This window comes from Streptomyces sp. NPDC004610 (genome assembly GCF_040609715.1).
In the GTDB taxonomy this organism is placed as follows: Bacteria; Actinomycetota; Actinomycetes; order Streptomycetales; family Streptomycetaceae; genus Streptomyces.
Genome location: NZ_JBEXLA010000031.1, coordinates 1 through 14,182, shown reverse-complemented (window position 1 = coordinate 14,182; position 14,182 = coordinate 1). Strand labels below are relative to the sequence as shown.

Annotated in this window: 11 protein-coding genes; 3 read left to right on the top strand and 8 right to left on the bottom strand. The window is 72.4% G+C overall.

The window, feature by feature from the left end:
- Positions 1-59: 59 nt before the first annotated feature.
- A complete protein-coding gene (locus tag ABZX40_RS29530) occupies positions 60-1,463 on the top strand; it encodes a PucR family transcriptional regulator ligand-binding domain-containing protein (RefSeq protein WP_355744707.1) in 1,404 nt (467 codons plus the stop codon).
- A gap of 160 nt (positions 1,464-1,623) precedes the next feature.
- Here ABZX40_RS29530 and ABZX40_RS29525 read toward each other — a convergent pair whose 3' ends face one another.
- The 8 genes from ABZX40_RS29525 to ABZX40_RS29490 form a co-directional block, all read right to left on the bottom strand.
- Positions 1,624-3,681 (bottom strand): FAD-dependent oxidoreductase, encoded by a 2,058-nt coding sequence (locus ABZX40_RS29525; protein WP_355744710.1) that lies wholly within the window; start codon positions 3,679-3,681, stop codon positions 1,624-1,626.
- A 220-nt stretch (positions 3,682-3,901) separates the two neighbouring features.
- Positions 3,902-4,531, bottom strand: coding sequence for a TetR/AcrR family transcriptional regulator (locus ABZX40_RS29520; RefSeq protein WP_355744712.1), 630 nt, complete (start codon positions 4,529-4,531; stop codon positions 3,902-3,904).
- A 151-nt stretch (positions 4,532-4,682) separates the two neighbouring features.
- Positions 4,683-5,606, bottom strand: coding sequence for an SDR family oxidoreductase (locus ABZX40_RS29515; protein WP_355744715.1), 924 nt, complete (start codon positions 5,604-5,606; stop codon positions 4,683-4,685).
- Between the two features lie 306 nt (positions 5,607-5,912).
- Positions 5,913-7,211, bottom strand: a complete 1,299-nt coding sequence (locus tag ABZX40_RS29510) for an MFS transporter (RefSeq protein ID WP_355744718.1) — start codon at positions 7,209-7,211, stop codon at positions 5,913-5,915.
- A 177-nt stretch (positions 7,212-7,388) separates the two neighbouring features.
- Positions 7,389-7,778, bottom strand: a complete 390-nt coding sequence (locus ABZX40_RS29505) for a RidA family protein (protein WP_355744721.1) — start codon at positions 7,776-7,778, stop codon at positions 7,389-7,391.
- Positions 7,779-8,116: 338 nt separating this feature from the next.
- On the bottom strand, positions 8,117-9,589 hold the full coding sequence (locus ABZX40_RS29500; protein WP_355744723.1) for an FAD-dependent oxidoreductase: 1,473 nt from the start codon (positions 9,587-9,589) through the stop codon (positions 8,117-8,119).
- A gap of 432 nt (positions 9,590-10,021) precedes the next feature.
- Positions 10,022-10,627 (bottom strand): TetR/AcrR family transcriptional regulator C-terminal domain-containing protein, encoded by a 606-nt coding sequence (locus ABZX40_RS29495; RefSeq protein WP_355744726.1) that lies wholly within the window; start codon positions 10,625-10,627, stop codon positions 10,022-10,024.
- Between the two features lie 38 nt (positions 10,628-10,665).
- Positions 10,666-11,964, bottom strand: coding sequence for an MFS transporter (locus ABZX40_RS29490; RefSeq protein ID WP_355744729.1), 1,299 nt, complete (start codon positions 11,962-11,964; stop codon positions 10,666-10,668).
- Positions 11,965-12,163: 199 nt separating this feature from the next.
- On the opposite strand from ABZX40_RS29490, the gene ABZX40_RS29485 reads away from it, so the two are divergent.
- Positions 12,164-13,669 carry an FAD-dependent oxidoreductase gene (locus tag ABZX40_RS29485; protein ID WP_355744732.1) on the top strand — a complete coding sequence of 502 codons (1,506 nt, stop codon included), beginning with the start codon at positions 12,164-12,166 and terminating at the stop codon, positions 13,667-13,669.
- The gene (locus ABZX40_RS29480; RefSeq protein WP_355744735.1) at positions 13,666-14,073 is read left to right on the top strand and encodes a RidA family protein; all 408 of its coding nucleotides are present in this window, start codon (positions 13,666-13,668) and stop codon (positions 14,071-14,073) included. The genes ABZX40_RS29485 and ABZX40_RS29480 overlap by 4 nt, the downstream gene beginning before the upstream one ends.
- Positions 14,074-14,182 lie beyond the last annotated feature (109 nt).

Sequence of the window (14,182 nt, the reverse complement as noted above, 5' to 3'; positions counted from 1 at the left end):
ACGATCGGACTCTGATACAGAAAATACCCAGACCCTGTACCTGGGTATGATCCGGCGGCATGACCCCGCGTCCGCTCACCGTCGCCGAACTCGTCGCCGCCCCCGGTCTGGGCACCACGGTGCTCGCGGGCCGGGACGGCCTGGGCCGCGAGGTGCTGTGGGCGCACAGCTGCGAGATGGCGGATCCGGCCGCCTGGCTCGGGCCGCACGAACTGCTGATGACGGTCGGCCTGTGCGTGCCCGCCGATGCCGAGGGGCAGGTGGCGCTGGTGGCCCGGCTGGACGACGCCGGGCTGGCCGGGCTGATGATCGGCGACCACGCGCCCGCCCCGCCGCTGACCGGGGCGCTGCTCGCCGAGGCCGACCGGCGCGGCTTCCCGGTCCTGCTGGCGGCGGCGCGCACACCGTACGCCGCCGTCGCCCGGCATGTGGCGGCGGCGAACTCCTTCGGTCAGCTGCATCAGGTGCTGCGGCTCAGCAAGCTGTACCACCTGGCCGCCCACGCCGGTGACGACGACTCGGCGCTGACCGACGCCCTGGCGACCCTGCTCGACGTCGGGATCACCGTGGCCGACACCGCCACCGGCACCACCCTCCTGGCCTCCGGCCCGCCGCCCGGCGCGGCACCGACGGCACGCCGCTACCCCCTGCGCGGCCATCACGACGCGGAACTGCGGCTCCGGGAGCTGCCCGGCGCGGAACTGGACAGCTTTCTGCTGGTCCATCTGATGAAGGTGATGGAGGTGGCGGTCGACCGGGTCCTCAACGCCGCCGACCGCCGGTCCGAGCTGTCGGCGGCGGCCTTGGCGGCCCTGCTCGGCGGCACCGTTCCGGCCGGGCTCGCGGAGGTGCTGCGACCGCACCGGCTCACCGAGGGGTTCCGGCTGGTCGCCGTCGGGGCCGGGGACGGGGCGGCGGTCGCGCGTCTGGCCGCCGTGCACCGGCTGCCCGTGGCGGTCGGCCCCGGCCGGTCCGGCCATCTGGCACTCGTCCCCGCCGCCGCGTTCGCCGACTTCCGCTCCCTGGTGCGACCGGTGGCCGGGCGCGCGGGTGTCTCCTCCGTCTACTCCCACCCCGCCGACGTCCCCCACGCCGCGGCGGAGGCAGGCCGGGCCCTGGCGGAGGACGGGCGTACGGGCTCCGGCTGGGCGGAGTTCGAGGGTACGACGGTCTCGGTGCTGGCCCGCTCGCGCCGGGAGGCCGAGCAGATCACGGCCTCGGTGCTGGGCGGCCTGTGCGAGGACGGTCCCCGTGCGGCCAGGCTGCGGGAGACCCTCTTCGCCTATCTGCGCAACGACCGCGCCTGGGCCGGGACCGCGGCCGAACTGGGCATCCACCGGCAGACACTGGCGTACCGGCTGGGCCAGATCACGGAGGAGACCGGGCTCGATCTGGCCGCGACGGGCGATCTGTCCTCGGCGTGGATCGCCTACCAGGCATGGGAGTCCCTGCGGACCGAGTGACGATGCCAGGGACAGGGGCGGGGACGGAGACGGGGGCCCGCGGTGATCCGGTGCCCCGGAGCCCCTCTTGCGGCCCGGTTGCCTGCGGCCCGTCGCGCGGGTCCGGCCCCGTCACCCGCGCCCCTCTCCCGGTGGTGTCCGATCGTCGGCTCCGGGGTGCTCAGTCCTCCACCCCGGGGCGTTCGATCAGGACCGGGAGTGGGGTCATCGGGTCGGGGCCGTCGATCTCGCGGGCCAGCCGATGGGCGTCGAAGACCGCCTCCGAGGGCATCCTGGGGGCGAGGACGTCCCCGGCCGCGTAGACGGCGCGCACTCCGCTCCGCTCCCACTCGTCCTCGCGCCGCAGCAGTTCCCGGTAGAGCGCGTCGTCGCTGCGCTGGACGGTGGCGAGCACCAGCCCGTCGGCCGGGAGGGTCCATGGGTCGCCGTACCCGGTCCGCCCGGTGACGGCGGTGCCGTCGAAGGCGTGCAGCACCACTGCGGTGTGGAACACGACCCCCTTGTCGTGCAGGTGCTGACGCAGCATCGGCCCCTCCAGCGCGAGGTCGGAGACGGGGGACACCTGCTCCAGCGGGGTCACCAGGTGCACCTCATAGCCTTCGTCGCGGAGGAGTTCGGCCAGGCCGGGAGCGGTGTAGTACCCCTCGCCGTCATAGACCACCACGCGGCCGGGCGCGGGGCGGCTGCCCGCCATGATCTGCTCGGGGGTGAGCGCGAGCTCGGCGCCCTGGAGGGGCCGGCCCGTGCCGGGCTGGAACCCGTCCGCGGCCCAGACCGAGCCCGTGGTGACGACGACCAGTTCCGCGCCGTAGTCCAGGACGGCGTCGGCGTCGAGGGTCCGGTTGAGGACGGTGGTCACGGCGGGCAGCTTGGCGAGCTGGACGAGGCGGTGGTCGACGATCCTGCCCCAGTCCCCCAGCGTCGGCAGCCTCCTGGTCCAGCGCAGCTTGCCGCCCAGCTCACCGGCCGCCTCGACCAGGTGCACCGCCTCGAAGCCGCGCCGGCCGAGGACGACGGCGCACTCCATTCCGGCGGGCCCGCCCCCGACGACCAGCACCGGGCGTTCCGGCTGGGTGGTGCGGGTGAACAACTCGGGGTGCCAGCCGCGGCGGTACTCCTCGCCCGCGGTCGGGTTCTGCACGCAGCCGACGTGGTGGAAGGTCTCCTCGCGCAGGATGCAGACATTGCTGCCGGTGCATTCGCGGATGTCGTCGGAGCGGCCCTCGCGGATCTTCGCCGGGAGGAAGGGGTCGGCGATGGCCGGCCGGGCCGCCCCGATCAGATCGAGGTCACCGGATCTGACCAGGTCGGCCATCAGATCCGGATTGCTGAAGCGGCCGACGCCGACGACCGGCTTGGCCGTTGCCTCACGCACCCGCCGGGTCCACGGCAACTGACTGCCCTCGCCGTAGTAGCGCGAGGTCCCGGAATCCTCCGGCCAGCCGCCGACATTGACATCGAAGAGATCCACGTACGGGTCGGCGAGCCGGATGAATTCGAGCAGTTCCTCCTCGTCCAGGCCCGGCAGGTCCCGGCCGGGGCCGACCGGGGTGCGGACGGCCACGGCGCAGTCGTCCCCGATCGCGGCGCGGACCCGCTCCAGGGTCTCCAGCTGGAATCGCGCCCGGTCGCGCAGACTGCCACCGCCGTAGCCGTCGGTACGCCGGTTCAGGGTGCGGGAGAGCATCTGGGTCATCAGGTAGTCGTGCGCCCCGTACACATAGACGATGTCGAAGCCGACGTCCCTGGCGCGGCGGGCCGCGCGCTCGAAGTCGTCCTGGATGCGGTGGATGTCGGCGAGCGTCATGGCCTTCGGACGGCTCGCGTGGACGGTGGGTGTGTGGTCCTGGGTGGGGGCCACCCTGGGCAGCCGGGAGGAGCCGTTCACCGACGCGGCCCCGCCGTGGAAGAGTTCGATGCCGGCCAGCGCGCCGTGCGCGTGGATCGCCTCGGCGACGGAACCGAGCAGGCGCATGTCCCGGGGGTGCCAGCACTCGGCGCCGACGACCGGGGTCTCGTCGGCGTCCGGGGACACCGGGGAGTACTCGGTGCACACCCCGCCCCAGCCGCCCTCCGCCTTGACCGCCCGGAACGCCGCGTGGGTGCGGGGCCTGACGGTGGCGAAGCCGGAGGCGTGGGGCACCTGGTAGAAGCGGTTGGCGAGGGTCTTCGGTCCTATCCGCACCGGCTCGAAAAGGATCGCGTGTCTCGGGTCCACTGCCGCCACCTCATTATTTTTGACTGACCATTCGGACAGTATGGCAGTATGGCAGCGCGGGTCGGCTGAGGGAATGCCCGGGGACGGGGGGTGTGGGGGCGAGGCGCGAGACGGGGTGGTGGGACGGGGGATCGGGGAACCCGGTGAAGGGCGGCGCGCGGATCGGTCGTCGTACGGACCGGCGCGGGAGGCGGCGGGTGCCTGTACGGCGGTGAGCGGGTCAGTTCCCCAGGTCGGCGCGGGCGTAGACGAGGGCCAGCTCGCGGGCGGTCTCCGGGGTCACCGCGCTGTCCTCCAGGACGACCTGCACGGCGAGCCCGTCCACCAGCGCGGCGAACCCCGCGGTGAACGCCGTCGCCCGCTCCTCGTTCAGTCCCAGGTCGGCGACGATGTCCGCGAGGATGCCCCGCCAGCGCGCGTCCTGCGTCTGCCGGGCAGTGGCGATGCCCGGGTTCCAGCGGGCGGCGCTCCAGGTCTCCAGCCACAGCCGCCACAGCCGACGGGTTTCCGCGTCGGTGGCGAAGAGCCACTCCACCAGGTGTTCGAGCCGCCGCCGGGGGTCCGCCCCGGCCTCGGCCGCGGCGGCCAGGGCCCGTTCGCAGAACCGCTGCTCCGCACGGGCCAGCGCCTCGGCCAGCAGCGCGTCCAGCGTGCCGAACTGGTACAGCAGCGTGCCGTTGCTGACTCCGGCGGCCCGCGCGACATCCGCGGTGCGGGTCTGCGCCAGGCCCTGCTCGACGATGACCACCTCGGCCGCGTCCAGCATCATCGCCCGGCGTTCCGTGCGGTTGCGGGCGGGACCCCGCCCACGCGAACCCTCGCGCGGCACGGCGGGCAGATCACCGGACACGAGTGCTCCTTCGGGACGCCGGGGTTCACGGGCTGCGAGTCGGTCGAGGTCAGCGGGTTGCCAGGGCAGCCAGCCTAGCCCGCCCCCGGTCGGGTCGACTCCGTCTCCCCTGCCAGGACTCGGACACCCGGCTCAGGCGACCCACCCCCGCTCACGCACCCCCGCCGCCCGCATGCACCGGATCCGGAAAGTAGTGCCCCTCCCTCAGATCCGCGAGCAGCCCCGGCCGCTCCGGGTGCCAGTCCAGCAGTGCCCGGGTGTGGGTGCTCGACGCCGGGGCGTCCATTCCGGCGAGGACGCCGAGCCAGCCGAAGTGGTCATGGGCCGTGTCGTGGGGTACGGAGGCCGTCCGCAGGCCCAGTCCCTTGGCGATGGCCTCCGCCAGGGCCCGGAACGGCACGCCCTCCTCGTCCACGCCGTGCAGGCGCGCACCCGCGGGGGCCTTCTCCAGGGCCAGCCGGAACAGCCGTGCCGCGTCGAGGCGGTGCACGGCCGGCCAGCGGTTGGCACCGTCGTCGAGATACGCGGCGACCCCCTTGCGGACGGCCATGTCGACCAGTACCGGGACGAGGCCGTGGTCACCCCGGCCGTGCACGGCGGGCGGCAGCCGGACGACGCAGACGCGCACCCCGCGTTCGGCGAGCGCCAGCGCGCCCTGCTCGGAGGGGGCCCGGAGCGCGCCCGGCGTGGTCGGGACGGCGATGTCGTCCTCCGTGACGATCCGGCCCAGCGCGGGACCGGCCGTGCCGGAGGCGACCACCAGGGGGCGGTCCGAACCCGCGAGGGCGTCGCCCATCGCCTCGATGGCCCGCCGGTCGATCTGGACGGAGGTGGTGTAGGTGGCGAAGTCATGGATGAACGCGGTGTGGATGACTCCGTCAGCCGCGTCCGCCGCGCGCCGCAGCCCGTCCAGGTCTTCCAGCTCACCCGCGTACGGTTCGGCCCCGGCGGCGGCGACCGCCTCGGCCGCCCGCTCGGAGCGGGCGAGGCCGATGACCGAGTGTCCGGCGGCCAGCAGTTCGGGGACGACTGCGCTGCCGATGAATCCGGTGGCGCCGGTGACGAGGACACGCACGGGTGGGCTCCCTTGGGCCGGGGATGTGGAACTTCCAGCTTGGGCTGGGGACTTGAGCGAGGGCGTGCGACCGTCGGGGCGGGAGGTGCCCCGGTTCCGACGGCCGCGGCCTGTTCCGCATTAGGCCAGATGGGCAGGGCGCGCATCGTCTTCTCGCCGGCGATTCCACCCGAACGGGTATGGCGTACCGGGCCGGTGTCCTGCCCGGCCCGGACACCCTTCACCGACGCCCCCGTACACCCCTCGTACACCTCCGTACGCCCCCACCGTCGCACGGCCCTCACCGCTCACGGCCTCGGCAGCGGTCTACGACTGGCCCTGGTGCACCGCCTTCTCCTCCACCGCCGCCTTCTCCAGCCCCCGGGCCAGGAAGTCCGGCTTCACCGCGAGGAAGACGAGGGCCGCGAGGGCGGTGGTGAAGATGAGCACGGAGAACGCGGCCGTGAACGAGATCTGGTCGGAGATGAAGCCGATCAGCAGCGGAGAGACGAAACCGCCGAGGAAGCTGCCCATCCCCTGCACACCCATGACCGCCCCGATGGCCCGGGTCGGTACGCGCCGCATGATCGTGCCGATGACGGTGACATCGGCGAGGCCGGAGGAGACAAGGGCGAGGGTCTGGAAGACCACGAACCCACCGGCCGTGTCGGCGAAGATCATGGGCACCATCAGGATGCTGGACAGCAGCAGCGCAGGCGTGGCGAGCAGCCGGGGGCGTTCGCTGAACACCCGGTCGAACAGCAGGCTTCCGCAGACCACGGCGACACCCATCGCGCCGAAGGCGACGGAGGTCATCCAGCCGGTGGAGGCGGCGTCGACACCGCGTTCCCGGATCAGATAGGTGGGGCCCCAGAAGAAGAGCCCGAAGGTGATCAGGTTCATCAGGGCGGCGAGGAGCCCGAAGCGCCACACCGCCGGGAGCCGGAGGATCTGGCGTGCGGTGAGGTCGTCGTCGTTGTCGGCCCTGACCTCCTCGCGCAGTCGGAGCGGGAGCGGTGCCGGCAGGAAGAACCAGACGTAGGCGGCGCCCACCAGACCGATCACGGAGGCCCACATGAACAGTGAGCGCCAGGAGTGGGAGGTCATCAGCGGGGCGACGACCAGGGGCACCAGTGAGATCGCGATCAGGTTCGCGGTCATGATGGAGCTGGAGCCCACCGTCCGCCAGCGCGGGATGATCCGCTCGCCGACGAGTTTGTAGGTGGAGACACCCATCAGACCGGCCGCGAACCCGAAGACGAGACGGAGTCCGATCAGCGCCCACAGGGTGCTGGTCAGGCCGATCAGAAACATGAAGGCTGCCCAGGCGACCAGTTCGAAGGTGAGCAGGCGCCGTGGCCCGAAGCGGTCCACCAGCAGCCCGGCGGGGATCTTCATCAGGGCCACACTGAGGGTGAACCCGCTGACGACCCAGCCGAGTTGGGTGTTGCTGGCGGAGAACTCGTCACCGATGGAGGGGAGGGCGAACGCGACCAGCGCGCGGTCGATGTTGTCGACGAACCAGGCGAGGATGACGATGCTGATACTGACGGTGGCCGTGCGGACGAGCTGACTTCTGGGAGGTTCCGCCTCCATGGAGTCGATGCGCTCACCTGTGCTACTCATGCCGAGTCCTTCCGGGACATGCCGTCTGGCGTCCGTGTCTCAAGTGGCGGTGCTTCGCCGCGCCCTGGCCGGCGAGGCGTGCGTGCGCCGGTGACTGCCCCCGCTTCGGTGAACCGTCCGGTGTGGCGGCGGCGGTGCCGCCACACCTGGATCTGGTGAGTGGTGATCCGCGTGCGGTCAGCCGTCCAGGCTGATCACCGCGTTCACCTCGACCAGGACCTCGGGGGCGTAGAGGGACTCCACGCCGATATAGGTGCTCGCGGGCGGCGGAGCGCCATTGGCCCGCAGGGTGGGCACGATGACGGCGGACAGCTCCGGGGTGTGCCCCACGACGAAGATGGTCTCGCTGACGACGGCCTCGGCGCCGACGCCGAGTTCATCGAGGATGTGCTGGAGGTTCCGGCTGATCTGCTCGGTCTGCTCCCGGTGGGTGGTGCCGACGATGCTGCCGTCGGCGTCCCAGGCGACCTGCCCGGACACGAAGGCGAACGGTCCGCTGACCACGACCTGGGTGATCCGGTCGGGGATGCGGTGGAGGGTGTCGGGGTTCAGACGACGGATCGTCATGCTCGCTCTTTTCGGGTGAGGGTGGGGTGGGATGGGGTGAGGGTGGGGCGGGATGGGATGGCCCATACTGAGGTGCGGGGTCATTGCCGGGGGTGGGACTGAGGTGGGGAGTCACCGCCAGGGTGTGACTGAGGTGCGGGGTCACTGCCGGGGGTTGACTTGAGCGCGGGGTCACTGCCGGAGGTGTGACTGAGGTGCGGGGTCACTGCCAGGGGGTGACTGAAGCCCGGGGTCGCCGCCGGGGCGTGGCATCGCAGGAGTTCGTCACCCCCGTTCTCGCCGACACCCGCCGCGAACGGACCGACCGACCGACCCCGCCGCCGCAGCCGCAGCCGCAGCTACTTGCCCCCCGGCCGCAACGCGGCCACCGCGTCCAGGAGTTCGCCATCGACGCGGGAGGAGGCGTCCGTCCCGCTCGCCGCCCAGGCGACATAGCCGTCGGGGCGGATGAGCGCCGCGGTGACATCGGCCCAGGCGGCGCGTTCCTGGGGGGCGAGGGTGTGTGCCGCGATGTCGTGGCCGCGCAGCTTCCCGGTGAGGGTCTCGTCCAGGACGCCGGGGACGGCGAGGGCCACCGGCCGGGCCTCGTGCAGCGCGTCGAAGAGTCCCGTCGTGGCCCCGGTCAGGGGCAGATCGGGGGCGCGGGAACCGGCGAGCGGGTGGCCCGGGGTGTCGTAGCTGACGGCGAAGCCGGAGAGGCGTTCGGCGAGGGCGAGGGAGAACTCGGGGACGGTGGCGATGAGTTCGGCCAGCAGTGCGCGCAGGGCGAGTCCGTCGGTGGTGTACGACCTGAGCGCGGCCTGGGCGCGGGTGGCGAGGAGCAGGTCGAGGCCGACCGGGCGGCGCTCGGCGTCGTACTGGTCGAGGGAGGCGTCGGGGGCGTGGCCCTGGATGACGTCGGCGAGTCGCCAGGCGAGGTTGGCGGCGTCCTGGATGCCGACGTTCATGCCGACGCCGCCGGCCGGGAGGTGGATGTGGGCGGCGTCGCCCGCGAGGAAGATCCGGCCCGCGCGGTAGGAGGCGGCGATCTTCGCGGCGTCGCCGTAGCGGGACAGCCAGACCGGGTCGCGCATCCCGAAGTCGGTACCGGTGACATCCATGACGGCGGCCCTGAACTGCTCGAAGGTCAGCTCGTTGTTCTCGGGCAGGAGGGGGGAGCCGCCGACGATGCGGTGGAGTCCGCCCTTGGGGAGCGGGACCATCATGATGCCGCCGCGTTCGTCGGAGTGACTGAGGACCGGGACACCGGGCGGGTCGTCGAGGACGACATCGCCGAGGAAGCCCCAGTGGGTGGAACTGGTGCCCTCGAAGGCGATCCCGGCGGCGGCCCGTACGAGGCTGCGGGCCCCGTCGGCGCCGATCGCGTAGGCCGATTCGAGGACATAGGTCGAGCCGTCGCCGTGGACCTGGGTGGTGACATGGTCGCCCCGGTCCTCGATCTCGCGGACCTCGTGCCCGCGGCGGATGTCGGCTCCGGCGGCGCGTGCCGTGCGTTCGAGCAGGATCTCGGTGTCCTCCTGGGGGTAGAGCAGGGTGAACGGGTAGGGGGTGTCGAGCGGGCGGAAGTCCATCCGCTGGTCCAGGTTGGCGAAGTGGCCGCTGGGCAGCCGGATGCCGGCGTCGATGGCCTCGCCGACGATGCCGCGCTGGCCGAACACCTCCAGGGTGCGTGGATGGACGGTGAGTGCCTTCGAGTGCGGCGAAGGGCGAGCGAGCTTTTCGAGCACTACGACGTCGATACCGCGGCGGGCGAGTTCCCCAGCGGCCCAGAGACCGACCGGGCCCGCTCCGACAATCGTGACGTCAGCCATGTGATGACCACCTCTCACGTCGTGCACTTGATCAGAGACCCAACAAGACTTGGTCAATGAACAAATTTTCTCGGTAGTATCAACACGCCCCCAGTCACCCGTCAAGACATCGGCCGAGGGGATGCGCGAGGGTGTTTCCGGGACATGACCGGCGGCGAACCGGCGGCGAAACCGCCTCGCCCGCACCCGACTTCAGGGCATACCGAGGCCACTGACCTGCGGCGGGGCAGGGAGGGGTGGGTTGTCGGGCGGGGCGGCGGGGTGAAGTCGTATACGAGGGCCGGGAGGGTGACTCCGGGCCGTCGACGCGTGCCGGGTTACTTCGACGGAGTTACTTCGACAGGGCTACTCCGCCGGAGTCACTGCACCGAAGCCACTACGCCAGAGCCACTACGCCGAAGTCACTGCACCAACGTCACTCCACCGGCATCCCTACGCCGAAGCCACCGCGTCGAGCCCCAGAAGGCGGCCGACCCCGTACTCGAAGCGCGCGTCGAAGGAGTCGGAGACGACCAGCCGTGCCCCGATGCGCGCCGTGGCGGGGTAGCGGCCGGAGGCGATGGCCGCCGGGACGGCCCCGCTGGGGGTGGCGGGGCGGCTCTGCTCCTCCTGGGTCAGTCCGAGGGTGAAGTAGACCAGCGCCCAGCAGCCGCGCGCCGCCTCCTCGGGGCTGCGGTCGGCCGCGAGGAGGCCGTCGAGGAGGGCCTCGGCCACCCTGAGCGTCCCGCCCTCCGCGGCGAAGGTACCGGCGACCAGGCGTCCGCCGTCTCGGTGCGTGAGCAAAGCGCGGCGGTAGCGGCGGGTGATCTCGGCGACCCTCGGGAGCGGATCGCCGGGCAGGTCGTCCAGGCTCACGGTCGCGACGATCGCCTCGGCCATCAGATCGATCAGCCCCTGCTTGGTCTTCACGTACCAGTTGACCGAGTTGAGGTGTGCGCCCAGTTCACGGGAGACGCCACGCAGGGAGAGCGCGTCGAGACCTTGCCTGTCCAGCAGGGTCAGTGCGGCGGCCACCACGTCGTCGCGCGTCCAGCGCACCGGGTCCTCCTCGGGGGCATGAGCGATACCCCGGCATCCTACGGCGGGGTGGTACCCGTCGAGGTCACCGCCCCGGCGGCCCCGGCCGCACGCACCGCGCGCAGCGCCGGCAGGCTCACCAGCACGACGGCGACCAGTACCCCGGCGGCGATGTTCACCGTCGGGAAGCCGAACGCCGCGAACAGGAAGCCGGACAGGAACGCGAAGGCGGCGCTGGCGAAGGTCATCGCCATGTCACCGAGTCCCTGCAAGCCGGGCCGGTCGGGCGCGGGCACGTCCCGCACCAGGAGCGCCGATCCGGCGTTCGAGGTGGCCGACCAGCCCAGTCCGAGCAGCAGCAGTCCGAGCACGAACGCGGGGAGCCCGGCACCGGCGGTCGCCGACACGGCGAGGGACGCGGCCACGAGTGCCTGGCCGACGACGACGGTGCGCGCGGCGCCGATCCGGTCGGTGAGGACGCCCATGACCGGGGCGAGGCCGTACATACCGGCGAAGTGAATGCTCATGATCATGCCGATGGTGCCGAAGGACCAGCCGTTGTCCTGCATCTGGATCGGGGAGACCGCCATGACCAGGCCGGTGGTGCCCTGTGCGGCGCAGACGGTGATGAGTCCGACGCGGGAGGGGACCGCCATCCGCCGCCGTATCCGGGGCGACGATCTCCGGCGGCCCGGCGCCCTCGTCCCGCCGGCCGCGACCAGGGGGTCAGGGCGCAGGGCGACGGCGTTGATCAGGCCCGCGAGGGCGAAGGCGACCGTCGAGAACACCATCGAGCCGGCCGCGTCGGGGATCGACAGGGCCCGCGCCACCTCGGACGCCGGGCCCGCGACATTGGGCCCGGCGACGGCACCGGCCGCCGTGGACCAGGTGACCAGGGACATGCTGCGGCCGACCTGGTGCGGCGGCGCCAGATCGACGGCGGCGAACCTGCTCTGGAGGTTGGCCGCCACGCTGGCCCCGAACAGCCCCAGCCCCAGCAGGAGCAGCGGCAGTACGGCGGTCATGGCACCGGCCACCGAGCACGCGGCACCGGCCGCGCCGAGGGCCCAGCCGAGCGCGAGGGACGGGCGCCGCCCCCGGGCTCCGGCGAGCCGGGCCAGCGGGATGGAGACGGCGGAGGCGCCCAGGGTCACCATCACCACGGCGAGCCCCGCCCACCGGGTCGAGCCGCTGACCTCCCGGATCAGCAGGGACGCCATGGTGAGTCCGGCGCCGCTGCCGATGCCGCCGACGACCTGGGCCAGTGACAGGACGGTCAGGGTGCGGCGCTGAAGTCGGCCCGTACTGTCCCCGTCCGCCCGGCACCCGCCCTCAACTGCTGTTTCATGAGCGCTCACCTCTTGGTCACCCCTTTGTGAAGGTCCGCCTCGCGTACCGGGTACGCGTGCGGGTCTGGCGCAGCATAGGAAAAACTTGTTCAATGACCAAGTCCCCTTGATGTGATTCCCCGTCTCCGGGGTGGGTCCCGAGGCGCTCGGTGGGTGGGTGGGCGCGCGAGGACCCAGGTGGGGGCACCAGCCGCGAAAGGAGCCTGATATGCGGGATGTGATCGTTGTGGGAGGAGGGCCGGTGGGTCTGTGGACCGCCGGGGAACTCGCCCGGCGCCGGCTGTCCGTGACACTGATCGAGCGCCTCGACCAGGTGTCACCCCACTCGAAGGCACTGACCGTTCACCCGAGAACGCTCGAACTCCTCGCCCAGCGCGCTCTGATCGAGGAACCCGCCGCCGACGGCATCCCGATCACCAGCGCGCACTTCGCCCAGCTCGTCAACCGGACGGACCTCGGCGTCCTGGACACCCCCTACCCCTACACCCTCATGTACTCCCAGGAGGACGTAGAACTCCTCCTGGAGCGTGCGGCCCGTGCCCTGGGCGTCGACATCCGGCGCGGACACGAGGTGACGGAGGTCGCCGACCGGGGTGACTCGGTCACGGTGACCGTGCGGGCACCGGGGTCCGGCGCGGCGGGGCCGCTCGAACCGGCCCACACCCTGGAGTGCCGCTACATCGTCGGCGCGGACGGCGCCCGCAGCACCGTCCGCGCGGCGGCGGGCATCGCGTTCGACGGGGCCCGCTCACCGGGGTTGGGCACCCTGGCCGATGTCAGGCTGGACGCTCCCCCGGCGCGGGGCGCGCTGAGCCGGTACACCGAGGACGGCGGCATCAACATCGTCCCCCTCAACAAGGGCGGCCTGCACCGGATCGTCGTCGGCGCGGGAGCGCCCGCCCTCGCCGGTGTCCCCGAGCCGACCTTCGCGATGTTCCGGGAGGCGGTGCGGCGGATCGCCGGTACGGACTTCGGGATGCGCGATCCCGTCTGGTTCTCGTCGTTCGGCAACTCCGCCCGGCTGGCGGCCACCTACCGCAAGGGGCGGATCCTGCTCGCGGGCGACGCCGCGCACATCCACTCCCCGTCCGGGGGCGTGGGCATGAACGTCGGACTCCAGGACGCCGGCAATCTGGCCTGGCGCCTCGCGGACGTCCTGACCGGATACGCGGACGACTCGGCGCTGGACGACTATCACGCCGAGCGGCACCCGGTGGGGGTGGCCCTGCTGCGCGACACCAAGGCGCAGTTCGCGCTGCGCCGGTTCGACCGGGAGGGTCTGGCGCTGCGCACCTTCCTGGACGGACTGATCGGCAGCGTCCCGGCGTTCTCGCGGGCCCTGGCCGAACGGATCGCCGGGTTCGCCGTCCGCTACCCCGCCTGGGGCGCCCACCCGCTGTGCGGAACCCGGGCACCGGACGTCCCGCTCAAGGACACCACCCTGTTCCCGGCGCTCACCGGCGCGTCCCCTCTGCTACTGCTGCGCGCCGAGGCCCCGCCCGCCCTGCGCGAGGCCACCGCCGAGCGCGCGATCGAGGTGCACACGCTGGCCCCCGACCCGCTCCGGCCGGAGTGGAACGAGGTGACCGCGGCACTCGTCCGCCCCGATGGCTTCCTCCACTGGGCGAGCGCCGAACCCGACCCCGGCGCCCTCGCCGCCGAAGCCCTCACCGCCCTGTCCTCACTCCGCACCCTCCCGGGAGCCCGCGCATGACCGTCACCCGTCTCAACCCGCCCTTCCTCTACGCCGCCCCGCAGCGCATCAGTCAGCTCATCCGGGTGGACCCGGCGGGCCTGGCGTTCCTGGCCGGGCAGGTCGACCGCGACCACTCGGGGGAGATCGTCGGCCGCACCCCCATCGAGCAGACCGAGGGCATCGCCCGCAACATCGGGGCGGTGCTGGAGTACCTCGGTGTCACGCCGGACGCGATCCTGAGCGAGACCGTCTACCTGGTCGGCAGGACACCGGACCTGTCCCGGCAGGTCCTGGGCGTCCTGCGGGAACACGGGTGCGCGCCCCCCGCCGGCACCTGCGTCGGCGTGCGGAGCCTGTACCGGCCCGAGGCGCTGGTGGAGGTGACCCTGACGATCGACACCCGGGGAGCGGGCGTGCCGTAGGGACAGCGGGCCGCCCTAGGAGTTGTCTTCAATTGTCACGCCCACATCAGGAGCGATGCGAGGGTGACGGCTGCCTGGTAGGACTCGGCGGTCTTGTCGTAGCGGGTTG

What these genes read in the sequence shown, in the direction of transcription:
- ABZX40_RS29530 (WP_355744707.1), top strand. Translation starts at nt 60, where the DNA reads ATGACCCCGCGTCCGCTCACCGTCGCCGAACTCGTCGCCGCCCCCGGT.
- ABZX40_RS29505 (WP_355744721.1), bottom strand. Translation starts at nt 7,778, where the DNA reads ATGACGATCCGTCGTCTGAACCCCGACACCCTCCACCGCATCCCCGAC.
- ABZX40_RS29480 (WP_355744735.1), top strand. Translation starts at nt 13,666, where the DNA reads ATGACCGTCACCCGTCTCAACCCGCCCTTCCTCTACGCCGCCCCGCAG.
- ABZX40_RS29500 (WP_355744723.1), bottom strand. Translation starts at nt 9,589, where the DNA reads ATGGCTGACGTCACGATTGTCGGAGCGGGCCCGGTCGGTCTCTGGGCC.
- ABZX40_RS29485 (WP_355744732.1), top strand. Translation starts at nt 12,164, where the DNA reads ATGCGGGATGTGATCGTTGTGGGAGGAGGGCCGGTGGGTCTGTGGACC.
- ABZX40_RS29510 (WP_355744718.1), bottom strand. Translation starts at nt 7,211, where the DNA reads ATGAGTAGCACAGGTGAGCGCATCGACTCCATGGAGGCGGAACCTCCC.